The sequence below is a fragment of the Mycobacterium sp. HUMS_12744610 genome (assembly GCF_041206865.1).
GTDB classification, from domain to species: domain Bacteria; phylum Actinomycetota; class Actinomycetes; order Mycobacteriales; family Mycobacteriaceae; genus Mycobacterium; species Mycobacterium servetii.
In genome coordinates this window covers 2,652,623-2,676,400 of the sequence record NZ_JBGEDP010000001.1, presented here as the reverse complement: position 1 = coordinate 2,676,400, position 23,778 = coordinate 2,652,623, and the positions used below count along the sequence as shown (strand labels likewise).

The following is a 23,778-nucleotide window of genomic DNA, read 5'->3' as shown; positions in this document are numbered from 1 at the left end:
TCGGAGTATTCGAGGCTCGGTTATCCAGGATGGGAGTGCACCTGTCAGATGCAGGCTACTACGGATTGGTCGAAGAATGTCCGAGTTGAGGTCCGTGGCGACGACGTGGTCGGGCACGCCGGTAACGTGATACCCCGGTTGCTGGCCGACAATCTGGGTTTGACCAGCGGTTTGTCGTCGGTGCTGTCGCGCCCAGAAGTCACCCACGACCGAGGCGCGGTGTTGCGCGATGTGGCGGTATCGATCGCCGGCGGCGCGCAGAACCTGGCCGGCACCGCGGTGCTGCGCGATCAGCACCGGTTGTTTCAGGCGGTGGCGTCGGTTCCGACGATGTGGCGGTCCCTGGGCGAGATCGACGAGCAGAGCATCACCGAGGTCACGGCCGTGCGCAACAAGGTCCGCTCTCGGGTGTGGGAGGCGATCGAGGCCCGCCACGGTGCGATCCCGGCTTCGCAGACCTGCTATGGGGACCTCGGGGACACGATCGTGATCCGCATCGACGCGTCGCTGATTCAGTCGCACAGCGATAAGCAGCACGCCGCAGGCAATTTCAAAGGCGGGTTTGGCTTCCACCCGCTGTTGGCGTGGTGTGACAACACCGGCGAACTGCTGGCGGTGATCGCCCGTGCAGGCAACGCCGGCTCGAACACCGCGGCCGATCATATCGCGATCATCGACGCCGCGATCGCGGCGATCCCGGCCAAGTGGCGCCGCAAGTTGCTGGTCACCATCGACGGCGCGGGTTCAAGCCACGCCGTCGTCGAACACCTGGAGAAACTCAATGCCCGGCCGGGGATGTCAGTGGGCTACTCGGTCGGATTCGACCTCGATGAGCGGGTCCGGGTCGCGATCGGCCAGATGCCCGATGCGGGATGGCAAGCCGCACTGGATGCCACCGGAGCGGCCCGTGACGACGCCCAGGTCGCCGAGTTGACCGGGCTGCTGCGCCACAGCACCGGAGGGGATCGGCTGGTCGGCTGGCCGGCCGGCATGCGCATCCTGGTGCGGCGCGAAGAAATCGAACACGGCACCCAGTTGTCATTGTTCGAGCAGCTGGCCGGCTACCGCTACCAGGTCCTCGCCACCTCGACTGCCGGTGGACAACCCCAGCGACTGGAAGCCCGCCACCGCGTCCACGCCCGGGTGGAGGGCTTCATCCGCACCGGCAAAGACACCGGCCTGGCCCGCTGGCCCTCACACTCGTTCGCCATCAACACCGCTTGGGTCACCGCCGTCGCGATCGCCATCGACCTGCTGTGCTGGATGCGACTGCTACTCCTGGACGGCCCACTGGCCAAAGCCGAACCCGCCACCCTGCGCTACCGGCTGCTGCACGCCGCGGCCCGGCTGATCAAACGATCCCGCTACCTGATCCTGCGGATCCCCCAAACCTGGCCCTGGGCACAAGAATTCGCCGACGCCCTCAACAGGGTCCGCGCCATACCCTGACCCACAGGCCCCTATGCCCTCTCGACCCCAAGAAAGGAGTAACCACCCCCGGGATAAAGGACCCGGCGTCACCGCACGACACGCGGCGCCGCCGCCTACCCCCAGCCTCAAAACCTCGACAAAGCTGCCGCCCCGCAGACCGCCACAGCAGAACCCGGGCCACCGTGAAATTCTGAGGCCAGCAGGTCGGCGCAGCCCCTGGCCGAACGGTCAATCCGGAGCACGCCGCGGATCGCCGCAAGCGAGTTTCCCCGTTCGGCCGCTGGTCGCGCGCTCGAAAACGTACCAGCACAGCCCACGTCGAAGGCCCCCGGTAGGTCAAACACGGGGCGAGGCTCTCGGGCCTCGAATTCGTCAACCTTCGCCGGCATGAGCATTTCGTTAGTGCGCCTACACGACTTGTCGAAGGGAATCTCGGCGATCAACTCGCTGGCAGCACACAGCGCAGCGGTATTAGTGCAGCCGGTAGCTCGGAGTGAGTGAACCATCCGCAGATACGTGCCGTCCGGCTGGAATGGTGGCTCACACCGGGATCCTGCACCGCGTTTCGCCGCGGGTGCAGCGGTTGACCTCGTCGATGAGCCGGCGGGTGCGCGAGGGGGTTCACGGGTCGGCGAGATCCACGACGAGCACGGCTTGCAGCCCGCGACGCCGCTCAACACACTTAACCGATGTTGGGCTCCCGCTCGCCGTGCCCGGCGTCGGCCGGGTCCTCGCCGGTGAGCGTGTCGAGGATGAATTGGGCGGAGGTGTGTCGATCGATGCCCGCGCTATCCGCCTGGGTGTTCAGTTCTCGATCAGCTTGCCCCGGGGTGCAGCCGCGGCCGATGAGGACACCGATCGCCTGATTGACGACCGACGCGTTGCGCAGATATGTCCCCGTGTCCGATCCGGCGGCGACGCTGAGATGCTGATCGAGCACGAAGTCGCTGGGCGGGCGGCCGGTTAGCCACGCCAGGTCTGCGGCGAGGTCGACAAACGTTCCCGGCGTGCTCGCGTAGAGGATGAGGGCAACCGACGGCAATGCCCGGCCCTCACCGACACCGGGCAGCGTCAGCCGAAGCGAGGTGCGAAGATCGTCGGGTGCGCCGTCCTCAAGGGTGGTGAACGTGAATGGCGGATCACTGCCGTCGACGGTCACGCTCAGCCCGAGATAGCTGGGAACGGCCGCTTGGGCGTCGACACCCAATTGGTGCAGACTGTGCAGCACATCGGCGCCGGGCTCATCCAGGGCGGCGGTGAGGATGCCCAAATCGGCGGCGAGGGCCGCACCGATCTCCATGAGAGGATTGCTCCGCTGGGCGCTCCCGAGCGCCGATCGAGCCTGCCGGTGCCGAACAGGCGAGTCGCCCTGCCCGGTGGGGACCGCGCGACGCGAGCCAGGACTCATCGCGCTTAGTGTTCCCCGCCCTCCAACCTACGCGCGTCACGCCGCGCCGCGACGGTTCGGCCGTGTACCGAATGGCGGTTCGGGCTCAGGTCGGGTCGCGTCGGGCGCGGGCGCGGCGCACGGCTTCATCGACAATGTGTTGGGCGACGTCGGCCAATTTGCGGTGTTCGGCTTGGCTGATCGCCCGCAGCTGAGTGAACGCCTCCTCGGCGCTGCGCCCGCTGCGTCCCCGGATCAGGCCGATCGCCTGATCGATCACCGGGCGCGTCGACAGCGCCGTCTGCAACTGGACGGTCAGCGCCAACGCATGCGCGAGGATCTGGGCATTGTGCACCGCCACCGCCGCGGGCTTGGCGAACAGCTCCCCCAGTTCGGCAGCGTGCTCATCGAAGACGTCTTTGCCGTGGGCGTAGACATTGATCGCCCCGATCGCCCGATCCGACAGCAGCAGCGGCAGCGACAGCGCACTGTGCACGCCCAAGCGGCCCACTCGCGGGCCGAATCGCGGCCACATCTTCTCCCCGCCCAACGACCCGGACCGCACCGTGCGCCGCTCCAGCGCCGCGGTGATGCAGGGCCCCTCCTTGAGAGTCACGTACTGAATCTCGTCGATCTCGGCGACAAACGGTGCACTGGCGGCCAACGCCTCCACCATGTTGTCCAGCCGGTCGACCCGCAACAAGGTCACCCCGGCGCCCTCGGCGCCCGGTATCGCGTGCACCGCAAACGCCGACACCTCAGCCAGCAACTCAGGCAACCCGAGACTGCCGGCCACCAGGCCCGCCAGGTCGTCGATCCCGGCCCGCAAGTCAGCTGCATCAGCACTGGCTTGCTGCGGGCTCAGCGACCGCAACGGTAACCCGTCGGCGTCCTCGGTCAGCTCCGTCATACCTGTGCTCAATAGTCTTGGCGGACCTGGGGTTCGACACGAAGCCCAGCGCCCTACCTGTGGCGCAACCGTCACGAGATGGTTGTCAGAACAATAATAGCGTCGGCAGCACCGAGACCCCACACTATCGCGCGTCGGAAACCGGCGGGGCCAGCAACCGGACCAGACACCTGCTGCGTTCGAACGAGCCGAACCCCGGCAGCCGGTCGGCCTTGTCAGCGTCGTCTTTGTGCCGATCTTTGCTTGCCGCCTCGTGCTCTCAACAGTTCGTCTCAACAGTCGCCGTGCGTGGTTCAGTCACCCCAGGCGGCGCGAAATTGATTCGGTAGGTCGATACGAGCAGTCCAACGGGTGTAGCGTGAAGGGCGTTGAGAATCAGCTGGTCTGGGATGAGTTGAGCCGTCCGCCGCTTAATTCAAGGAGCATTGGCTCCGAACCCTCACACACTCCGGTGATCCACTGGACGTCAGGTCACCATGACCACTTCACTTGCGTTGTGTTCCAACGTCGGCGTTTCCCTGCTAGATCTGCCCCGGATCGAATCCATTCATGATCCACACGCAGCCTTAGAGGCCGCCGTGGGGTGGCACTGCGGCCCCGACACCGGGTCTCGGTTCTGGGTCACCCGAGCGAAGTCGCCCGGGTTCGACCCACTGACCGATGTCAAGGCGTCCGAGGACCTGCTCGACGCCTCCGTGAGCGAGCCGCCGGTGACCAATATGTGCAGCGGCCATCACCCATCTACCTTCCGCCGACCAAAGTCTGCGCACCCGCCACTTCGTCAACATTGTGGTCGCCGGGAACCGCGCGACGCGCAATGGCTGAGCATGGACGAAGCGGTGGTCCACTGCACCGAGGGCCTCGGATCTAGGACTGAATGACCATGTCTGCTGTTAGACCGGCGGAGCGACGCGTGACGTCGGAACCGAACGACTCACCAGCGCCGATGCCCGCGACAGCATATCGGCCCATCGCCCGACAAGCGCTCAGGCTCACGGGCGCAGAACTCGCATTGGTCGCCGTCGCAGACAACCACGACATACCCACTTCGGAGGTGGCCGATTTGATGATCGTGGAAACCGCCGGTGCTGCAATGACCCCGACGCCGGCTCATGCCATCTCTGTTGCCGGTACCTCGATCGAACAGGCCTTCCTGGAGCGGATCCCTCGACGAATCAACAACTTCGACGTCGCGATCGACGGCGTCCAACATGCCGGCCCAGCGCTGGTGCTTCCGCTGCGCACCACCGATGCCGTGGCCGGGGTGCTGGTCGCGCTGCGGCGTGGCGGCGCCCGGGCGTTCGGCGACGAACAGCTCGACATGATGGCCGCCTTCACCGACCAGGCGGCGCTCGCCTGGCAGCTGGGGTCCACACAGCGCCGGATGCGTGAACTCGACATTCTCGATGAGCGCAACAGAATCGCCCGGCACCTGGACGACCACGTGATCCGGCGGATCTTCGCGATCGAACTGGCATTGCATGGGGCCATTCCGCGGGTGCGATCAACCGAGGTGCAGCAGCGACTGTCCCGCAGCATTGATGATCTTCAAGGCGTCATTCAGGAGATCCGTGTCGCCATTTTCGACGTGCACGGCGCACTGCCGGGCATAACCCGGCTGCGAGAGCGGCTTGACGAGGTAATCGTCCAGTCCTGCGGATCGGAACTGGAGACCACGGTTCAATTCGTGGGCCCCTTGTCGGTTCTCGACGCTGCACTCGCCGATCACGCCGAAGCCGTTGTGCGCGAAGCGGTCAGCAACGCCGTCCGGCATGCCGGCGCGACCAGCCTTGCCGTGACGGTAAAGGTCGAGGACGACGTCTGCATCGAGGTTATCGACAACGGTCGAGGCATCCCCGGCGACGTCACCGGCAGTGGCTTGAGCAGGTTGCATCACCGCGCGCAGCAGGCAGGCGGCGCGCTCACCACCGCGGACGCTCCCGGCGGAGGTACCTTGCTGCGCTGGTCAGCACCGCTGCGCTGAACATCGCCCCGCTGCGACCGCGAGCGGCTCAGAGGGTCGATGCGACCAGGCCGGTCAGGTCGACGAGGCGGTGGGAGTAGCAGGCATTCTTACGACCCACCGGGTCCGGCGCGCTGACACCATCGAAAGGAACGCCACGACAAACGTTCTCGGGCAATCCCGCCTCCCGGCCGGCCAACCGCTGCCGACACTATCGCCGGGCTGGCCCATCGGCTCCTATCCCACCTATGCCAAGACTCAGCAGGCGGTCGAATACCTCTTAGCCGCATGATTCCCCGTCTAGACGAGCGGTGCCGCGCCAGCGAGCGAGCCCCGCACCTGGTGATGGTGGAGTGGTGTGAAGTCACTACCGAAAGGACTCTCAATGCCATACAAGCTCAGCCTGTCGCCGTCGATCTCTCCCGCCTACACAGGGCGGCTGTCCACCGCGCCGGTGCCCGCACTGAAGCTGCCTGACGAAGATATGGAGCCCGCCGCCGCGTACCGGTTCATCCACGATGAGTTGATGCTCGACGGCAACTCGCGGCTGAACCTGGCGACGTTCGTCACCACCTGGATGGATCCCGAAGCCGACAAGCTGATGGCCGACACATTTGACAAGAACATGATCGACAAGGACGAATACCCGGCCACCGCGGCCATCGAGTCGCGATGCGTGTCGATGGTGGCCGACTTGTTCCATGCCGAGGGACTGCGCGACGACGACCCGGCCACCGCGACCGGGGTGTCCACGATCGGGTCCAGCGAGGCGGTGATGCTGGGCGGGCTGGCGCTGAAGTGGCGGTGGCGGGCGAAGGTCGGTAAGGGCTGGGAGAAGCGCACCCCGAATCTGGTGATGGGCTCCAACGTCCAGGTGGTCTGGGAGAAGTTCTGCCGCTACTTCGACGTCGAGCCCCGCTATCTGCCGATGGAGAAGGGCCGCTACGTGATCACCGCCGAACAGGTCCTGGACGCCGTCGACGAGAACACCATCGGCGTGGTCGCGATCCTGGGCACCACCTTCACCGGTGAGCTGGAACCCGTTGCGCAGATCTGCGCGGCCCTGGACAAGCTGGCCGCCGGCGGCGGCGTGGATGTCCCCGTGCACGTCGACGCCGCCAGCGGCGGGTTCGTGGTGCCGTTTTTGCAGCCGGATCTGCTGTGGGATTTCCGGCTGCCGCGGGTGGTGTCGATCAACGTCAGCGGCCACAAGTACGGGCTGACCTATCCGGGCATCGGTTTTGTGGTGTGGCGCGGTCATGAACACCTGCCCGAGGAGTTGGTGTTCCGGGTGAACTACCTAGGCGGGGACATGCCGACGTTTTCCCTGAACTTCTCCCGGCCCGGCAACCAGGTCATCGGTCAGTACTACAACTTCCTTCGGTTGGGTCGCGCGGGCTACACCCAGGTGATGGGATGCCTGTCGTCGACGGCGCGCTGGCTGGCCGACGAGTTGCGCAAAGGCAAGCACTTCGAGGTGATCTCCGACGGCTCGGCGATCCCGGTGGTCTGCCTACGGTTGGCCGGGAATTTCGGCTACACCGAGTTCGACGTCTCCCACGCGCTGCGGTCCTACGGCTGGCAGGTGCCGGCCTACACCATGCCCGCCGACGCGACCGACGTCGCGGTGCTGCGTGTCGTGGTGCGCGAAGGGTTCTCCGCCGATCTGGCCCGGTCACTGCGCGACGACATGATGTCGGCGCTGGCCAGTCTGGACGACCTCAAGCCCGGCGGCCACTTCAACAACCAGCGGCCCTTCGCTCACTAAGCCACAAGCATGCACATTCACGAACGCAGAAGTGCGCAAGCCGGCCGCCGAACACCCATAATGACCCAACGACCGGTACTTCGCGATCCATCTCCCCCAGCGTCGGCCAGCCTCCGTAGAAATCTTCGAAGCACGTCGTCGTGCCGTTCCGGTCGATCGATGCGAGGCAGTAGGCGGGCACGGCGTCGGCCTCCGGCACGCGGGCGAACACACCGGGCGGCAAGCCGGCTGGTGGCCAAGTCGATCATCACCGGGCTGATGTCGACACTCGAGGTAGTTGATACTGGAAGGCAAGCGCCGCCGGCAGGCGCGCAGCCAACCGGCCAGTGCCGCAACCGGACTCGAAAATGTTCTGCCACAACACCGGTCAATGTCGGGTGCGTCCAGTATCCGTCCGTGGTATGTCGGTGCGCCCCGTCGACGTGGGTGCATGCGGGTCCACCGTGTCACGACGACTGTGCGCCCGCGTCACCGTCGTTGCCTAGCAACTCCTTCTTTGCCTGTGCCAGCTCGGCTTTGGCAGCGGCGTCGACCTGCGGATACTGCGGGTTGAGATCCCGCAGCGTCTCCAACAGCACCGCGGAAGTCGACACGTGGCTGAACCATTTGTGGTCTGCGGGGATCACATGCCAGGGCGCCCAGACGGTGCTGGTGTGGCTGAGCATGTCTTGAAAGGCCCGCTGGTAGTCATCCCAGAACGCGCGCTCGCGTAGGTCGGCGACGGAGAACTTCCAGTTCTTCTCGGGTTCGTCGATGCGCTCAAGGAACCGGCGCGCCTGTTCGTCCTTGGAGACGTTGAGAAACAGCTTGACGATGACGGTCCCGTTGTCGGCGAGGTAGCGCTCCCAGTCGTTGATGTCGCGGTACCGCCGCTGCCAAATCTTCCCGGCGTCGAGCGCCGCGGTGCGTGGCCACAACGTCTCGGGATGCACACGGGTGATCAGTACGTTCTCGTAGTGCGACCGGTTGAACACCGCGATGCGGCCCAATTCCGGCAGCGCCCTTTGGTGCCGCCAGAGGTAGTCATGTGCCTGCTCGGTCGCCGATGGCGTCTTGAAGCTGTACACGTCGACCCCCTCCGGGTTGAGGCCGCTCATCACGTGCTTGATCGTGCCGTCCTTACCGGCCGCGTCGATCGCCTGAAGGATGATCAACAGCGACCGGTTGGCCTGGGCGAAGAAGCGGTCCTGCAAATCCAGCAGCGCCGCCTTCGCATCGGCCAGCACCGCGGCGCCGTGGTCTTGTTGAAGCTCTTTGTCGTAGCGGCCGGGATCGAAGTCCTTGGCCAGGTCCACGATGGACCCCGGCTTTACCCGGGTAGCCTCCGCCAGTCGTTTCCAGAGCGCCGACAACTTCGCCTCCTGCTTGTGTGTCTCTCCATGACCCGGGGCAACGACCACTGTCAGCGTCCCAGATGGTGACCGGAGATTGCCACCACTGTCGGCGTGGGTTACCCGCGCCTTGTGCAGTGCGGCAGGTAGTGGGTCATGCCCACTGGCGTGGTGTAGGAGTTCGTTCCGATCGCGTGACCCTTCGTGGGGCAGTCTAGGTGGTTAGGGCGGGGGTGTCGTCGGTTTGCTGTGGGCTTGGTTGGTCGGTGCTGGTCGTGGCTGCGCGGGCACGGGTGAGGACGTCCAGGCCGAGGTAGCGCCGTCCTTCGATCCATTCGTCGTGTTGTTCGGCCAGTACGGCCCCGACGAGGCGGATGATCGATGCCCGGTCGGGGAAGATGCCCACCACGTCGGTCCGACGCCGGATCTCTCGGTTGAGCCGTTCCTGGGGATTGTTGGACCAGATCTGGCGCCAGATCTGTTTGGGAAAGGCGGTGAACGCCAACAGATCCGGGCGGGCGCCGTCGAGGTGCTCGGCGACGTTGGGGAGCTTGTCGTACAATGCGTCGAGCACTCGATCGTATTGGGCGACAACCGATTCAGCGTCGGGCTGGTCGTAGATGGAGTGCAGCATGGTGCGCACCCACGGCCACGACGCTTTCGGGGTAACCGACATCAGATTGGCCGAGTAGTGCGTTCGACACCGCTGCCAGGCCGCTCCGGGCAGTGTGGCGCCGATCGCGGCCACCAGGCCGGGATGGGCATCGCTGGTGACCAGCGCGACCCCGGACAGACCGCGGGCGACCAGGTCACGGAAGAACGCCAGCCAGCCCGCCCCATCCTCGGCGGAGGTCACCTCGATGCCCAGGATCTCCCGGTAACCCTCGGCGTTGACGCCGGTGGCGATCAAGGTGTGCACGCCGACGACGCGGCCCGCCTCGCGCACCTTGAGCACCAGGGCATCAGCGGCCAGGAACGTATACGGGCCGGCATCGAGCGGGCGGGTGCGAAACGCCTCAACGGCCTCATCGAGCTCTTTGGCCATGATCGACACCTGCGACTTGGAAAGCCTTGTCACGCCTAAGGTTTCGACGAGGCGCTCCATGCGCCGGGTGGACACCCCCAGCAGATAGCAGGTCGCCACCACACTAGTCAGGGCACGCTCGGCGCGCTTGCGCCGCTCGAGCAGCCAATCCGGGAAATAGCTGCCCTGACGCAACTTGGGGATGGCCACCTCGATGGTGCCCGCACGGGTGTCGAAATCACGGGGCCGGTAGCCGTTGCGGTGATTGGACCGCTCGTCGCTGCGTTCGCGGTAGCCGGCCCCGCACAAGGCATCGGCTTCGGCACTCATCAAGGCGGCAATGAACGCCGACAACAGACCGCGCAGCACATCCGGGCTTGCCTTCGCGAGTTGATCAGCCAATAGCTGCTCGGGGTCGATAAAGTGGGACGAGGTCATCGCGTTGTCTCCTTCGATTGACTTTTGCTGGTCGTTTCGAAGGATCACGCGATGACCGCCCTCTACCGGGCTACGACACGCCCACCGGACTTACCGGCTCATACACCACGCCCCTGGACGCAACTAGGTAGTGATCGCCGCATTCGCTTTCAGTGAGGTCAATTGCGTTGCCCGCCTGGCGCCTTGAAGAAACCTCACTGCGCCGGCGACAACAGGCGCAGGAATTGGCGAGGGCTGCGCGGGTACACTGCCTGGCCGGAGTTGTGGCGGATGATTTCCCGTCCGTAGGGACAGTCGGAATTGTCGTGCTAGACGGGGTCTGCGTGATCGGTGATGGTGTGGAAGGCGGCGATCGTCGTCGTGGGAGCGACACCATGCGCACTCGGGTCACCGGGCGAGCTGTCACCGTCTGAGGCTGCTCCCCCGTGGGTAGCGCCGTCACGTCTGACCGGGTCGAGGATGCGGTAGGCGAGGAGTTTGATGCGGTCGGTGACGAGTGCCCAGCCGATGGCGTAGCCCCAGACGAAGGCGACCCACTGCCAGCCGAGCGGCGTCATCAGTACCCCGAAGCCGGCGAGCAGCGTCGCAATGGCCTCGGCGCCGAGCACGGCCAGCACGAGAATCCGCTTCGGCCGGATGGACCAGAACGGCCCGCGGGTACGGGTGAGGAAGATCGTCATCGAGCCGGCGACCGACAGCATCAGATACATCAGGGTCTGCAGCTGGTCGCGGTCGAGATTGAAGGCGTGCTCGCCGAGGTAGAACAGTCCGAACGCGGCGATCGGCCCGATGACACCCAGGACGGTGGCTATCCCCAGGACCAGGCGCATGTTCCACGCCTCGGGGCTGTTTTTGTACTTCACGTTGTCGTAGGCGATGGACAAGATCGCGCCGTCGTTGAGCAGCGCGAGGACGACGATCATGATCGCCGTCACGGGAAAGGAGCCGAAAACCAGGATCGCGGCGGTCACGAACAGCAGCACCCGCAACGTCTCGGAGATGCGGTAGATCGCGTAGCTGTTCATGCGCTGCACGATCCGGCGGCTTTCCTTGATCGCGTCGATGATCACCGACAGGCCCGGGCTCAGCAGCACCATGGACGCCGCCGCGCGCGCCGCGTCGGTCGCCCCGGACACGGCGATGCCGCAGTCAGCCTTCTTCAGCGCGGGGGCGTCGTTCACCCCATCACCGGTCATCCCGACGATATGGCCGCGCTGCTGCAGCACGTCGACGATGCGGTACTTGTGTTCGGGGAACACCTGGGCGAAGCCGTCGGCCTGTGCGATCGCCGTCGCCTGGGCGGCCGTCACCTCTTCCTTGACGCCGCCCAGCCCGGCGGCGTCAAGAATCCCGTCGCGCATCCCGAGTGCCTTGGCGGTCTCCCGGGCGATGGCGATGGCATCGCCGGTGACCATCTTGACCTTCACGCCCATCTGTTCGGCAGTCGCGATGATCTCTTTGGCGTCGACGCGGGGCGGGTCGAACAGCGGCAGCACGCCCAGGAACCGCCACGGTCCGTCACCGTCGGCGCGGGCGACCCCCAACGACCGGAAGCCGCGCTGGGCGAACCCTTGCACGGCGGTGTCCACTGCTGCCTGCACCTCGGCCGCGTCGTCGGCCAGGGCGAGGATGACCTGCGGTGCGCCCTTGCTGACCTTGAACGACGGCTTGCCTGCGATCTCGACGCTGGCCTCGGTGCGCTTGTGGACCGCGTCGAAAGGTTGGAAGTGGACCATGTGGTAGGGGTCGAGTGCCGTCGGGTCGGTCAGTCCGGCCAGGACGGCCAGGTCGATGGTGTCGTTGTCGTCGACGCGCGAGGCCAGCGCGCCGGCGAGGATGACGTCGCCGGCGCTCACCCCGTCCACGGCGAACGGGTCGCCCAGAGTCAGCTTGTTCTGGGTCAGGGTCCCGGTCTTGTCCGAGCACAACACGTCCACGCCGGCGAGCTCCTCGATGGCGACCAGCCGGGTGACGATGGCCTGCTTCCTGGCGAGCAGGCGTGCGCCGACGGCCATGGTCACCGACAACACGGTCGGCATCGCCACCGGGATCGCCGCCACAGTGAGCACCAGGACGAACTGGACGGTATTCAGGAAAGGGTTGCCGCGCAGGGTCGACACGACGACGATCAACACCACCATGGCCAGCGCGAGCAGGATCAGGAACTTGCCGATCTGCAGCACCGCCTTTTGGAAGTGGCTGACGCTGTTGGCGGCTTGGACCAGTTCTGCGGTGTGGCCGAAGTAGGTACTCGTACCGGTGGCGTACACCAAGGCGCTGATCTCCCCCTGACGCATGATCGATCCGGAGAACACGTTGTCGCCCGGTCCGCGGCTGGCCGGCAGCGACTCCCCCGTCAGCGCGGACTCGTCCACCTCCACCGGGTCGCCGTCAAGCAGGCGGGCGTCAGCCGCCACGATGTCGCCGAGCCGCAGCCGGATCATGTCGCCCGGCACGAGTTCGCGCGCCGGGAGGGTGACCCACGCGCTGTCGCGTAGTACCCGCGCGTTGACCGCCAGTTGGGCTTTGAGGGCGTCGATGGCTTTGCCCGCGGACCGTTCCTCCCAGAACCCGATGAACGCGTTAGCGGCGAGCAGCACGAAGATGACGACGAAATCCGGCCAGTGGCGCAGCACGCCCGACAAGATGAGGGCGACCTCGATCATCCACGGGATCGGACCCCAGAAGTAACCGAGAAACTTCAGCAGCTGGTTGGTTTTCTTCTCTCCGATCTCGTTCGGCCCGTACTGAGTCAGGCGTTTACCGGCCTCGGCTGCGCTAAGCCCGTCGGCCGAACTCCCGAGCTGTTTTTCCAGCTCGGGCATCGGCAGCGATTTCAGATCTCCATGCGGGTCGGCCTTGGTCGGCGCTGCGGAGCTCTCGGCTCGAAGTTTCTCATCCTCAGTGGTCATGGTTGGTTGCCCGCCTGCTCGTTATCGTCGGGGTGCTTCATCGTCGGGGCGCTCCGGATGTCGCGAAGGTACTCAAGTATCCCGCGTGGACCGGTCCTCCGGGGAAAGAGAATTGGGTGAACAGCTTCTTCATCCCGGACGCGTGTCGCGGTGGATCAACCAGTAACCCCGCCCGATCAACGACAGAACATCAGCACGGCGATCAGAGCCGGCTCCCCGCGGCGGGGGTTCCGTTGGCCACCGCTGCCGGAACCGGAATCGGCGGCTGTGGCTCTGGCTGGACTGCTGCACCGTTTTCCCGGGCCAGGAAGTTCCCGAGTTCGGCGATGGTCGACATCAACGGCGCCGGGAACACCACGGTGCTGTTCTTGTCGACACCGAGCTCGACCAGGGTTTGCAGATTACGTAACTGCAGCGCCAGCGGGTGGGCCATCATGGTGTCCGAGGCGTCACCCAAGGCGGCAGCGGCCAGCGATTCACCCTCGGCGGCAATGATTTTCGCGCGCTTCTCCCGCTCCGCTTCGGCTTGGCGGGCCATCGCCCGCTTCATGCTGTCGGGCAGTTGGATGTCTTTGAGCTCCACCAGGGTGACCTGCACCCCCCATTCGACGGTGGTGACATCGAGGATCGCGCGGATGTCGAGATTGATCCTGTCGGTCTCCGAGAGCGTCTCGTCCAAGGTGTGCTGGCCGACCACCTTGCGCAGCGTCGTCTGGGCGATCTGATCGATCGCGGCGTAGACGTTCTCGATCGCCACCACCGACTTCACCGCGTCGACGACCTTGAAATAGGCCACCGCCGAGACGTCGACACTGACGTTGTCGCGGGTGATGATCCCCTGCGATTGGATCGGCATCGTCACGATTCGCAACGAAATCCGGTGCAGCACATCGATGAACGGAATGATCAGCCGCAACCCGGGTTGGCGTTCTCCGATCACCCGGCCCAGCCGGAACAGCACGCCGTTCTCGTATTGCTTGACGATCCGCACCGCCAGCACCAGCAATAACAAAACGACCACAACAACAACGACGACCCCCAGCGTTTTCATCGCCGTGCACCTGTCGGTGAGCCGTGCCGAGCGCTGCCCGCGTTATGGCCAACCCTCGTTGTTCGCAGGTCCGGTGAGGGGGCCGATCGAGTGGCGAAACTCCGTGAAAAAGTCGGCGCTTCCGGGTTTTCTGTGGGTCTGGTCTGGGCGTGATGGGCGCAGGGCGGCAGGATGTGCTGTGTGCGCGACACCGAGTTGTACCGCCATCTGCTGGGACTGGTAGCGCCGTGGGAGGTGCAACGGGTGGAGCTGTCGGCTCAGGAAGGTCGGGTGGACGTCTGGGTCGTGCATCCGGGCCGGACCCGGTTCGCCTGCCCGGACTGCGAGCGCGAGCTGTCGGTGTATGACCATGGCGAGGAACGGGCGTGGCGGCATCTGGACTCGTGTGCGTTTCTGACGTTCCTGCATGCCAGCCCGCCGCGGGTGGCCTGTCCCGAGCACGGGGTGCATCAGGTGCGGCTGCCGTGGGCCGAGCCGCATTCGCGGTTCACCATGTTGTTTGAGCGGCTGGCCATCGACGTGCTCGCCGCGTGCGACGTGGCGGCCGCGGCCGGGCTGCTGCGGGTCAGCTGGGACGAGGCGTGGCACCTGATGGACCGTGCGGTGGCCCGCGGCCTGGCCGCCAAACCGCTGGTGGCGCCGGCCCACGTCGGGGTCGATGAGAAGGCGGCCGGGAAGGGACAGGACTACATCACCGTGGTCAGTGACCTGGACGCGGGCACGGTGGACTACATCGCCGACGAACGCCGCCAGGCCAGCCTGGACGGCTACTTCGACCGGTTCACCCCCGAGCAGCTGGCCGGGATCGAGGCGGTGGCAATGGACATGTGGGAGCCGTTCGCCGCCTCGGTGCGCGCGCACCTGAGCGACGCCGAGAACAAGATCGTCTTCGACCGCTACCACCTGATGGGCTACCTGACCAAGGCCGTGGACACCGTGCGCAAGGCCGAGAACCGGGCGCTGGCCGCGGCCGGCGATAAGAGCCTGGCCGGCAGCAAGTACCTGTGGCTGTATTCGGCGGAGAACCTGCCCGACCGTCACCAAGACCGCTTCGCCACGCTGCGCTCCGGTGACCTGAAAACCGCTCGGGCATGGGCGATCAAGGAGAGCCTGCGGCACTTCTGGTCCTACCAGCGTCGCGGCTGGGCAGCCAAACACTTTAAGCGCTGGTACTTCTGGGCCACCCACTGCCGTCTCAAGCCGATCATCGACGCGGCCAAGACGTTGAAGCGCCACGAGGCGGGGCTGTTGTCCTACTTCGCCCACCGCATCACCAACGCCGGTGCCGAGGGCCTGAACTCACGCATCCAGGCCATCCGGGTTTCGGCCCGCGGCTACCGCAACCGCGAGCACTTCAAGACCGCGATCTACTTCCACCTCGGCGGGCTCCAGCTCTATCCGGCCATCCCATGACCCACGGAGTTCCCAGAAGAGCCAAAAAGTCATGGTGATCCTGATGTGCAAACGATCACCGGCGCGTAGGGGTTCCGGAGCCAACGCTCCTGAAGTTCCGCAGCGGACAGCCGAACTCATCCCGAACCAGCTGAAATTCCCAGCACGTCCCACGCTACACCCCTGGGGTGTAGACGGTATGACGAGGCTGGGACCTCGCCACAGCTGAACGGGGGTTGCCGTCAGGAAGTTGGTCCTGCCCAGTCTTCTCCGCGCTTGGGGACCTCGGGTCCGTAAACCAAGAACCCAACGACAAGTTCACTGTGATCCTGGGAGCCGAAACGGAATTATTCGCCGGGTGCGTGACCAGCTCCGGCTCGACGGCGCGGAAGTCACCGATGACGTCCTCGAGTCGCACGGCTCAATCATGTTCGCCAGAACGCGAATCGTCTCGCCACTCGATGTTCCCGCCCGCCGGGTCACTGAAGATCTTCTCTACCGGCCAGGGCCCAGTCGTTGTACTGGGTGCTTTAGCCTGATGGGATGGATGGTCAGGTGCCTGGGCTGGACGGGCTGCCCCGACCGGTCGGCTACGTGCTTGGCGGGGGTGCCAGCCTTGGCGCGATCCAGGTGGGCATGCTGCAGGCGCTCAGCGAGTGCGAGGTCACTCCCGATCTCGTCGCCGGAACCTCGGTTGGGTCGCTCAACGGCGCGGTCGTCGCCGCGGACCCGAAGGGTGCGGTGAACCGGCTCTCGCACGTGTGGGCACGAATGACGCGAGACCAGGTATTCCCGGGCGGTTTGATCGCCCAAGCTCTGCTGCTGCAGAAAGTCAGGACGCACCTCTTCCCCAACACCGGGCTGGCCGCGGTGATCGCCGACTTCATCGGACAGGCAACGACATTCGCCGATCTGCAACTGCCGTTCGCCGCGGTTACGACAGATATCGCCACCGCTCGGCCATACGTCCTGCGTGACGGTCCGCTGCTGCCGGCCCTGCTGGCCAGCGCGGCGGTCCCGGGTATCTACCCAGCTGTCGACCTGGACGGCCACCAGCTCTACGACGGGGGTCTGGTGGCCAACGTCCCGATGCGCCAAGCGGTCGAGATGGGGGCACGCTCGTTGGTGGTGTTCGACTGCAATTTTCCCGGCCACCTGCCGGGTTCGACCGATACGATCGCCGACATTCTGCTCTACTGGGTGATGGTGTCGATGCGCGCGCAGTCCGTGCTCGAGGCTCCTGTCATCGCCGCCGGGATTCCGGTCGTGTACCTTCCCGGCCCCGCGCCCAGACTGTTGTCGCCACTCGACTTCACGCACACCGCCGAGTTGATCGAGGCGGCGTATGTGTCCGCTCGCTCGTTCCTGGAGCAGCTCCGCATCACCGGTCCGGGGCTGTACGGATCTCCCTCGCCCTGATGGTCCCGCCGCGTGCCCGACGCACCGGCGCGGCGAATTTGCGGTCAAGGTCGCGGCGCCGCGCCGGCGATCATGCTTCGTCGAGCGTGGGGAAAAACAGTTCGCAGACCAGTAGCTGCAGCGCGGCGGCGACGGGGATGGCGATCAACGCCCCGACCACCCCGAGCAACGCCGCACCGATGAGCACGGCCACCACGGTGACACCGCCGGGCACCTTCACCAGCGCGGGCTGGTAGATGAACTGCTGCGGCGGGTGGCCGTTTCCTCGCGATACGGGCATCAGCTTGACGAACGGCACGCCCTCGGCGTCGACGAACGCCGCCCCGCAGCCGGGCTGCATGTCGGCGTTCAACCGATCGGCCAGGCCGCTCCAGTCGATCAGCGGCCATCGTGCACCGCCCAGTCAGCCCGCTCAGCCCGCGACCAGCCGCAGCGGCAATCGCTCGTAACGACGGATGATGTTGTTCAGCGCCCAGGTCGGCTCCCCGACCATCTCGATCCGGCCGACCCGCCGCAGCAGCGCGGTGAGGATCGCCTGCATCTCGATACGAGCCAGGCCCTGCCCCGCGCAGGCATGGGCACCGTGCCCGAAGCCCAGCTGGCGGTTGGCGTCGCGGCGGATGTCGAAGGTGTCGGGGTCGTTCCACTCCCGCTCGTCCCGGTTGGCCGATGCGTAGATCACCAACGCTCTGGCCCCGGCGGGAAGTTCGGCGCCCGCGAACGTGGTGTCCTTCGCCAGCTTTCGGGAGAAGGCCCGCAGCGGTGACTCGTAGCGCAGCACCTCGTTGACGGCGTTGGCAAGCAGCGCCGGCTCGCTTCGCAGCAGCCGCCACTGGTCGGGGTGCGTCGCGAACAGCGCAAGCGCGCTGGCGATGCCGCTGATCGTCGTGTCGAGCGAGGGCGCCAGGTAGTCGATCATCAGCGCCGAACACTCGCTGCGGGTCAGTTTTCCCGCATCGCCGGCCAGCAGGATGTCGTGGCCCATGCTGCCTTCGGCCACCGACCGGCGGCGCACCACCTGCTTGGTGAAGCGCACCATGCGCAGACTGGCCGGCACCGCCCTGGCGGCATACCGGTTGACCGGTCCCAGCGTGTCGAACGTGGCAGCGCCCCAACGCAACAGGTTGCCCCTGCCGTGCTCGGGCCAGCCGAGCAGGTCCGGCACCACCGTCAGCGGCAGCGCTTTCGCAAGGTCCGCGACGCCGTCAACCGTTTCTTGTTGCACCGCAGCGGCAACCAGGACATCGGCCTGCTGCTGGATGACGTCGCTCATCGAACGGAGGGCCCTCGGCAGCATGCGATGCGCCAGCAGCCTTCGCCGCTGATCGTGCTCGTCGTCGTCGCTGTTGAGCGTCGTTCCGCGCGAGAGCCGGTTGACGATCGGATTGAGCCCCACCCCGTGGCCGGAAACGAACGCCGCGTCGTCGCGCAGCGCGGCCTTGCACTCGGCGTAGCGGGGTATCGCGAAGACCCGCTGTCTGGTGAGCCACACCACCGCGCCCAGCTCACGCAGCCTGGCGTAGTGGGGGTAGGGGTCGACGATCGCGCGGGTGCCGTACAGGTCGTGGTGATAGGCCGCGACGCCGGCGGGCCTACGCACCGGCAAGTCCGGGCGCGAAGGCCGGCACGAGACGACACAGTTCTTGCACGTCACGGCCCGCGCACAGCACCACCCCGTCGGGACGGACGATCGCGGTCGTCGCGCCCGCGCGGCGCAGCCAACCGGCCAGTTCGGCGCCGGGTTCGGCCGTGATCACGACGGCACCCCGGCGCGTCAGCTCGGCACGCTGTTGCCCGGCCGGCGGGCTGAAGGTCACCACGGCAAACCGCCGCCCCACCACCTGGTCGAACCGTTTCCCCTCCGTTAGGGAGGGATTCGGGCACAACCCGCCGGCCAGCCCCCGACGGCGGCCCTGCCTGATCACGAGCGGACCGTGATGCAGCGCCGGCGTCGTGCTGTCGACGATCTTGTCGCGTATTCCGGGGATCAGATGCAGTCGCGGCAACACCATGCGGCGCAGCCGATTGCCCAGCTCCCCGCCCGCCGTCATGGTCAGGCCCATCACGAGCGCGAACCGGATCATGTAGCGCGCGTGGGGCTTGCGCTCCCGCTCATAGCTGTCGAGCATGTCCTGCGGCAGCCACCCGTGCACCACGCCGGCCAGCTTCCACGCCAGGTTCACCGCGTCGCGAAGTCCCGCGCACAGCCCCTGCCCGATGAACGGCGGGGTCAGGTGGGCGGCATCGCCGAGCAGGAAGACGTTGTCGCGGCGCCAGCGGTCGGCCACCTGGGCGCGGAAAGTGTATTCGGCGACGCGGACCAACTGGAGCCGTTGTGGCGCGACCCGGTCCACCCAGGGCCGGATCAGCGGAAGCAGGGTCGCGACCGTGCCGAAGTCGTCGGCGGACTCCTCCGGCAGCAGCCGGAATTCCCACCGGTACCTGCTCGGTCCGACTCGCATGAACGTGCCCGCGCGGCGCGGATCGCACACCTGATGCACGCCGTCCCACTGGTCGAGTTCGGCGTCCGTCGTCACATCGACCACGAGCCAGCGCTGTTCGAACCCCATGTCGCGCATCGACGCGCCGATCGCCGTGCGGACCATGCTGTTGGCGCCGTCGCAACCCAGCACGTATCTGGCCTGCACGCGGTGTTGCCGCCCGCCGACCCGGTCCGCAAAGGTGACCTCGGCGCACCCATTGCCGATCTGGACGACGCCGGTCACCTCCGCGTCGCCGCGCAGCACCGCGTGCGGATAGTGCTTGAGGTTGGCCCGCAGCAACGCCTCGAATTCGGGCTGGTCGAACATGTTGGCCTGGGGATAGCCGTTGGCGGTTTCGGATCGCTCGCGGCGAAACTGGCTGAGCACGTTCATCTTCGGGTCCCGCAGCTGCAGGCCACGGGCGGGACGTGAGATCGCCGCGAACTGCTCGCCGATCCCCAGCCGGCCGACGATGCGCGCGACTTCGTCGTCGAGGTGCACCGCGCGCGGCTGCGGGTACACGTCAGCCCAGCGGTCGAGGACGAGACACTCGACGCCGTATTGCGCCAAAAGTGTTGCGGCGGTGACTCCGACGGGACCGGCGCCGACGATCACCACCGGGACCGAGCCGGGCGTGTCGGTCACGCGTGGCGGACCCGGTTGCGCTGGGTGCCCAGGTCGATCTTGCCGTCGTCGGTGGCGACACCGGCCTCGACCACGTCACCGTCGCGGAGGTACTTGGGGTTCTTGGCCTGCCCGGCGAAGAACAGTTTCCACTTGAGGTCGTCGGGCAACAGCGACACCAGCTTCTGCACCGCCTTGGGCGGGGCGGACAACGCCGTGCCCACGGGCGTGCCGGTCAGCACCAGGTCGCCGGCGGTCAGCTGCTGGAAGCGGGCGAGCCCGTCGAGCGCCTGGGCCGGCCGATAGATCATGTCGGTGTTGACCGTGCTGTTCTGGCGCAGCTCCCCGTTGACCCGCAGTTGCAGCCGCAGCTCGCCGAAGTGGCCCAGCTCGCCGGCATCGAGGAGCACCAGCGCCGGGCCGACGGGCGTGAAGCCCGGGTACGACTTGGCTTCGTAGAACTGGGTTTTCGTCAGCTGTACGTCGCGCGCGGAGACGTCGTTGGTCACCACCAGCCCGCAGACGTAGTCGGCCAGGTTGTCGGCGGTGATCGTGGTGCCGACGGGCACGTCGCGTCCGATCACCAGGCCTATCTCCACCTCGTAGTCGAGGAGGCGGACATGGGCCGGCTTGACGATGTCGTCGACCGGGCCGGTGATCGATCCCGAGGCCTTGCGGAAGAAGGTGAGCGGCACCTTTCTCGGGTCGCCGCCGGTGTCCTCGACATGGGAGGCGAAGTTGGTCATCTGCGCGATGACGCGGCACGGCGCGGTGATCGGAGCCAGCAGTTGCAGGCTGGTCACCGCGACGGTTCCGGCGCTGGTGGCGGCCCGTTCGACGGCCGCCCGGTCGGCGAGCAGCTCCGCCGTCGTCGACGCTGCGGTGTCGATCCTGGCGACGGCGTCGGCGGTGCCCGCCCACCAGGCCTCGGAGGTGCGGTAGACGGAAATGCTCATGAGCGTGCCACTTTCAGGAATCCGCGCAGGCGGGTGATGTCGAATTCGTTGTGGTCGCGCAGCGCGGTAAGCATCGACCGCAACTGCACGACCGCTTCCCGGGCGGGAGCGATCCCGAGGAAGTCGTTGGTCGCGTGCGGGCCCCACTGGGCAAGACCGGAGGCGGTCAACGGGGCCCACCCGGGCTGCAGCGTGTTGTCGAACATGTCGCCGTCGCTGTAGTGCTCGACCAGGAACCCCTCGGGATCGCGCCAGTAGTCGAAGATCTGGCTGCCCTGGATGTGCCTGCCGATCCCCCAGGACCGCCGGTACCCCGCTTCGCGCAGGTATTCCCCGCCGGCCGCGACCGCGTCCAGGTCGCACACCTGATAGGCCGAATGCACGTAACGGTCCGCGGGGCCGAGCACGAGGGCCAGGGTGTGGTGGTCGGTGGGTGTCGGGCCGCGGTCGCAGCGCAGGAAGCCCATCGCCGGGCCGCGCTCGCGTTGGCCCGGGTAGTAGAGGAAGTCGCTGACGATGAGGCCGAGATGATCGAGGTACCAGTCGAGCGAGCGCAGGAAGGCGGTGCTCTGCAGCACGAGGTGACCCAACCGCTGCACCCTGGCCGGCTCGCGCGGCGGACGCTGAGTGTCGTTGGCGCGCAACAGCTCGTGGCCGAAGTTGAAGGTGTGCGGCTGCTGGGCGGGCAACTCGGCCAGCTCGGTCGTCCCGGCGACGACGCGGACCGGAATCCCCCGGGGGTCGGTCAGTTCCACCCCGACGCCGCCGATCGCCTCGGGTAACGAGCTGACCCGCGCACCCGCGACCGCGCCGAGCCGCTCGACGTCGGCCTTGTCGGCGGCGGCGAACGCCGGCCCCACGAACCGCGAGCGTGGCCCCCGCCGGACGAGCACGCACGGCGAGCCCGCGTCGGTTCCCCTCAGGTGCAACTCGTCGGCGGTGTGCAGCACGGTGGTGAACCCGAACGCCCGCGCGAAAGCCTGCGCGCGGTTCAGGTCCGGCTTCTCGAATTCCAGCCAGGCCAGATCCCGCACCTTGATCACCGGGTTCCCGGAGCGCCCGGGATGCTCGCCCCGGCGGGCGCCCTGCTGGCTGTGCAGGTCGCTGTGCAGATCTTTGTGGGCGTCGACGTGCTGTGTCACGGGGTCTCCTGGAGTTGACTGACGAAATCATCACTTACGAGGACACCCTCAGTCAACAGGTTTTGACGAAATCATCAAAAATGATGCTTTCTGCTACTCTCGGCTCATGACCGAGGCGCGACCCGCCGCCGACAATCGTCTGGAGCGACGCAAGATGCGCACCCGCGCGGCGCTGATCCGCGCCGGGCAGGCCTTCGTCGCCGCCGGCAAGCTGAACGTGCCGGTGCTGGAGATCACCCAGGCCGCCGACGTCGGGATGGGGTCGTTCTACAACCACTTCGACAGCAAGGAGGCGCTGTTCGAGGCCGCGGTCAACGAGGCGCTCGACGAACTCGGCGCGGTGCTCGACAAGTTCGCCGCCGAAGGCGAGGACCCGGCCGAGACGTTCGCCCGAAGCTTCCGGTTGGTCGGGCGGATGTTCCGGCGGCGCCCGGAAACGTGCAAGGTGCTGCTCAACACCGGGCTGAGGCTGATCTCGGCGGACCGCGGCCTAGCCCCACGCGCTCTGCGCGACATCACGAACGGGACGCACGCCGGCCGGTTCGCCGTCGACGACCCCGCGCTCGCCCTGGCAGCGGCCGGCGGTGCGCTACTGGGTCTGGGCCAACTGCTGCACGACCAGCCCGACCGCGACGGCAGCGAGGCGGCCGATCGCTTGACCCGCGATGTGCTCGTCATGTTCGGCGTGCCCGCCGACGAGGCCACCGAGATCTGCCGCCGCCCGCTGCCCGACCTCGACGAGCTCACCGAGCCCGAGTCGGCGGCGTAGCGGGCCCACCGGCCGGGTCCGTTGCCCGGCGGGAACAAAAGGGTGCGCGTGCGCGACTATTGATACGTGAACTGTGACGTCGCCCGCGAGGCGCTGTCGGCGCGGATCGACGGGGAACGCGAACCTGTCCCCGCATCGCGCGTCGACGAGCACGTCGCGTCGTGCGCCGGCTGCCGCGACTGGTATTCCCGGGCCGTCGAGCAGACCCAGCAGTTGCGCCGGCTCGTCGGCCGTTCGCAGGTCGTCGCCGCGCCGCCACCGCGCGACCGAACCCCGACCCGGACACGCCTGCGGGCGTGGGCCACGGCGGCCGGGCCGCGGTGGACGCTCGGCGTGGTGGGCGCGCTGCAGATCGGACTGGCCGCCGCCCAGGGTCTCGGCGCCGACGTGGGGATGCCGACCCACGGGCACCTGCTCCACGAGTCGACCGCCTGGACGGCCGCCCTGGGCGCGGGGATGATCGTCGCGGCGTTGCACCCCGCGGCCGCCTCCGGGCTGGCCGCCGTGCTGGCCGTTTTCAGCGTCGTCCTCACCGGGTTCGTCGTCGGTGACCTCGCGTCGGGCGCGGTGGGCGTCTCGCGGCTCCTGACGCACCTTCCGGTCCTGGTGGGCACCGCGCTGGCGCTGCTCGTCTGGCGCGCCACGCGGCCCAGCGAGCCCACCCCCCGATCGAGCGGCGTGCAGGAACCGGACGATCTCGTGTTGCCCGAGAACGCGGCACGTGGCCGCCGCCGCGGGCATCTCTACCCGACGGACGGCGCGGCCTGAGCGCCGCGGA

17 protein-coding genes and 2 pseudogenes are annotated in these 23,778 nt (G+C 67.0%); 8 read left to right on the top strand and 11 right to left on the bottom strand.

Going from position 1 to position 23,778, the window contains the following annotated elements; translation table 11 throughout:
* Window positions 1-48 precede the first annotated feature (48 nt).
* Window positions 49-1,449 (top strand): IS1380 family transposase, encoded by a 1,401-nt coding sequence (locus tag AB8998_RS13155; protein WP_369736302.1) that lies wholly within the window; start codon window positions 49-51, stop codon window positions 1,447-1,449.
* 664 nt (window positions 1,450-2,113) lie between these two features.
* Here the strand turns inward: AB8998_RS13155 and AB8998_RS13150 are convergent.
* Window positions 2,114-2,731, bottom strand: coding sequence for a hypothetical protein (locus tag AB8998_RS13150; RefSeq protein ID WP_369738341.1), 618 nt, complete (start codon window positions 2,729-2,731; stop codon window positions 2,114-2,116).
* A 193-nt stretch (window positions 2,732-2,924) separates the two neighbouring features.
* On the bottom strand, window positions 2,925-3,728 hold the full coding sequence (locus AB8998_RS13145) for an ANTAR domain-containing protein (RefSeq protein WP_369738340.1): 804 nt from the start codon (window positions 3,726-3,728) through the stop codon (window positions 2,925-2,927).
* 906 nt (window positions 3,729-4,634) lie between these two features.
* Here AB8998_RS13145 and AB8998_RS13140 point away from each other — a divergent pair.
* The 3 genes and pseudogenes from AB8998_RS13140 to gad form a co-directional block, all read left to right on the top strand.
* A pseudogene (locus AB8998_RS13140) lies at window positions 4,635-5,712 on the top strand (GAF domain-containing sensor histidine kinase); the annotation flags it as partial.
* A 121-nt stretch (window positions 5,713-5,833) separates the two neighbouring features.
* Window positions 5,834-5,971 (top strand): annotated as a pseudogene (locus tag AB8998_RS13135) (hypothetical protein); the annotation flags it as partial.
* Window positions 5,972-6,076: 105 nt separating this feature from the next.
* Window positions 6,077-7,459: a glutamate decarboxylase gene (gene gad / locus AB8998_RS13130; RefSeq protein WP_369738339.1), complete on the top strand. Its 1,383-nt coding sequence runs from the start codon at window positions 6,077-6,079 to the stop codon at window positions 7,457-7,459.
* A gap of 446 nt (window positions 7,460-7,905) precedes the next feature.
* Here gad and AB8998_RS13125 read toward each other — a convergent pair whose 3' ends face one another.
* From AB8998_RS13125 to AB8998_RS13110, 4 genes are all read right to left on the bottom strand, one after another.
* The gene (locus AB8998_RS13125) at window positions 7,906-8,811 is read right to left on the bottom strand and encodes a PPK2 family polyphosphate kinase (RefSeq protein WP_369738338.1); all 906 of its coding nucleotides are present in this window, start codon (window positions 8,809-8,811) and stop codon (window positions 7,906-7,908) included.
* Window positions 8,812-9,004: 193 nt separating this feature from the next.
* Window positions 9,005-10,252, bottom strand: a complete 1,248-nt coding sequence (locus tag AB8998_RS13120) for an IS256 family transposase (RefSeq protein WP_369736437.1) — start codon at window positions 10,250-10,252, stop codon at window positions 9,005-9,007.
* 308 nt (window positions 10,253-10,560) lie between these two features.
* On the bottom strand, window positions 10,561-13,164 hold the full coding sequence (locus AB8998_RS13115; RefSeq protein WP_369738337.1) for a plasma-membrane proton-efflux P-type ATPase: 2,604 nt from the start codon (window positions 13,162-13,164) through the stop codon (window positions 10,561-10,563).
* A gap of 202 nt (window positions 13,165-13,366) precedes the next feature.
* A complete protein-coding gene (locus tag AB8998_RS13110) occupies window positions 13,367-14,215 on the bottom strand; it encodes a slipin family protein (RefSeq protein ID WP_369738336.1) in 849 nt (282 codons plus the stop codon).
* A 180-nt stretch (window positions 14,216-14,395) separates the two neighbouring features.
* Here AB8998_RS13110 and AB8998_RS13105 point away from each other — a divergent pair, with 180 nt between their 5' ends.
* Window positions 14,396-15,628 (top strand): ISL3 family transposase, encoded by a 1,233-nt coding sequence (locus tag AB8998_RS13105; RefSeq protein ID WP_369736917.1) that lies wholly within the window; start codon window positions 14,396-14,398, stop codon window positions 15,626-15,628.
* Window positions 15,629-16,150: 522 nt separating this feature from the next.
* Window positions 16,151-17,026: a patatin-like phospholipase family protein gene (locus AB8998_RS13100; RefSeq protein WP_369738335.1), complete on the top strand. Its 876-nt coding sequence runs from the start codon at window positions 16,151-16,153 to the stop codon at window positions 17,024-17,026.
* 70 nt (window positions 17,027-17,096) lie between these two features.
* Here the strand turns inward: AB8998_RS13100 and AB8998_RS13095 are convergent, their stop codons facing one another.
* From AB8998_RS13095 to AB8998_RS13075, 5 genes are read right to left on the bottom strand one after another with little or no spacing between them, the layout of a single operon-like run.
* Window positions 17,097-17,378, bottom strand: a complete 282-nt coding sequence (locus AB8998_RS13095) for a hypothetical protein (protein ID WP_369738334.1) — start codon at window positions 17,376-17,378, stop codon at window positions 17,097-17,099.
* A 60-nt stretch (window positions 17,379-17,438) separates the two neighbouring features.
* Window positions 17,439-18,626 (bottom strand): cytochrome P450, encoded by a 1,188-nt coding sequence (locus AB8998_RS13090; protein ID WP_369738333.1) that lies wholly within the window; start codon window positions 18,624-18,626, stop codon window positions 17,439-17,441.
* Window positions 18,619-20,154, bottom strand: a complete 1,536-nt coding sequence (mhpA, locus tag AB8998_RS13085; protein ID WP_369738332.1) for a bifunctional 3-(3-hydroxy-phenyl)propionate/3-hydroxycinnamic acid hydroxylase MhpA — start codon at window positions 20,152-20,154, stop codon at window positions 18,619-18,621. Before mhpA ends, AB8998_RS13090 begins: the two co-directional genes overlap by 8 nt.
* The gene (locus tag AB8998_RS13080) at window positions 20,151-21,089 is read right to left on the bottom strand and encodes a fumarylacetoacetate hydrolase family protein (protein WP_369738331.1); all 939 of its coding nucleotides are present in this window, start codon (window positions 21,087-21,089) and stop codon (window positions 20,151-20,153) included. The genes mhpA and AB8998_RS13080 overlap by 4 nt, the downstream gene beginning before the upstream one ends.
* Window positions 21,086-22,231, bottom strand: a complete 1,146-nt coding sequence (locus tag AB8998_RS13075; protein WP_369738330.1) for a VOC family protein — start codon at window positions 22,229-22,231, stop codon at window positions 21,086-21,088. Before AB8998_RS13075 ends, AB8998_RS13080 begins: the two co-directional genes overlap by 4 nt.
* A 106-nt stretch (window positions 22,232-22,337) precedes the next feature.
* On the opposite strand from AB8998_RS13075, the gene AB8998_RS13070 reads away from it, so the two are divergent.
* Complete coding sequence (locus AB8998_RS13070; protein ID WP_369738329.1) at window positions 22,338-23,000, top strand: TetR/AcrR family transcriptional regulator; 663 nt, start codon at window positions 22,338-22,340, stop codon at window positions 22,998-23,000.
* 66 nt (window positions 23,001-23,066) lie between these two features.
* The gene (locus AB8998_RS13065; RefSeq protein ID WP_369738328.1) at window positions 23,067-23,768 is read left to right on the top strand and encodes a zf-HC2 domain-containing protein; all 702 of its coding nucleotides are present in this window, start codon (window positions 23,067-23,069) and stop codon (window positions 23,766-23,768) included.
* Window positions 23,769-23,778: the final 10 nt, after the last annotated feature.

Coding starts and splice junctions, on each gene's coding strand:
- AB8998_RS13155 (WP_369736302.1), top strand. CDS start 49: ATGCAGGCTACTACGGATTGGTCGAAGAATGTCCGAGTTGAGGTCCGT.
- AB8998_RS13150 (WP_369738341.1), bottom strand. CDS start 2,731: ATGGAGATCGGTGCGGCCCTCGCCGCCGATTTGGGCATCCTCACCGCC.
- AB8998_RS13145 (WP_369738340.1), bottom strand. CDS start 3,728: ATGACGGAGCTGACCGAGGACGCCGACGGGTTACCGTTGCGGTCGCTG.
- gad (WP_369738339.1), top strand. CDS start 6,077: ATGCCATACAAGCTCAGCCTGTCGCCGTCGATCTCTCCCGCCTACACA.
- AB8998_RS13120 (WP_369736437.1), bottom strand. CDS start 10,252: ATGACCTCGTCCCACTTTATCGACCCCGAGCAGCTATTGGCTGATCAA.
- AB8998_RS13115 (WP_369738337.1), bottom strand. CDS start 13,164: ATGACCACTGAGGATGAGAAACTTCGAGCCGAGAGCTCCGCAGCGCCG.
- AB8998_RS13110 (WP_369738336.1), bottom strand. CDS start 14,215: ATGAAAACGCTGGGGGTCGTCGTTGTTGTTGTGGTCGTTTTGTTATTG.
- AB8998_RS13100 (WP_369738335.1), top strand. CDS start 16,151: ATGGATGGTCAGGTGCCTGGGCTGGACGGGCTGCCCCGACCGGTCGGC.
- AB8998_RS13080 (WP_369738331.1), bottom strand. CDS start 21,089: ATGAGCATTTCCGTCTACCGCACCTCCGAGGCCTGGTGGGCGGGCACC.
- AB8998_RS13070 (WP_369738329.1), top strand. CDS start 22,338: ATGACCGAGGCGCGACCCGCCGCCGACAATCGTCTGGAGCGACGCAAG.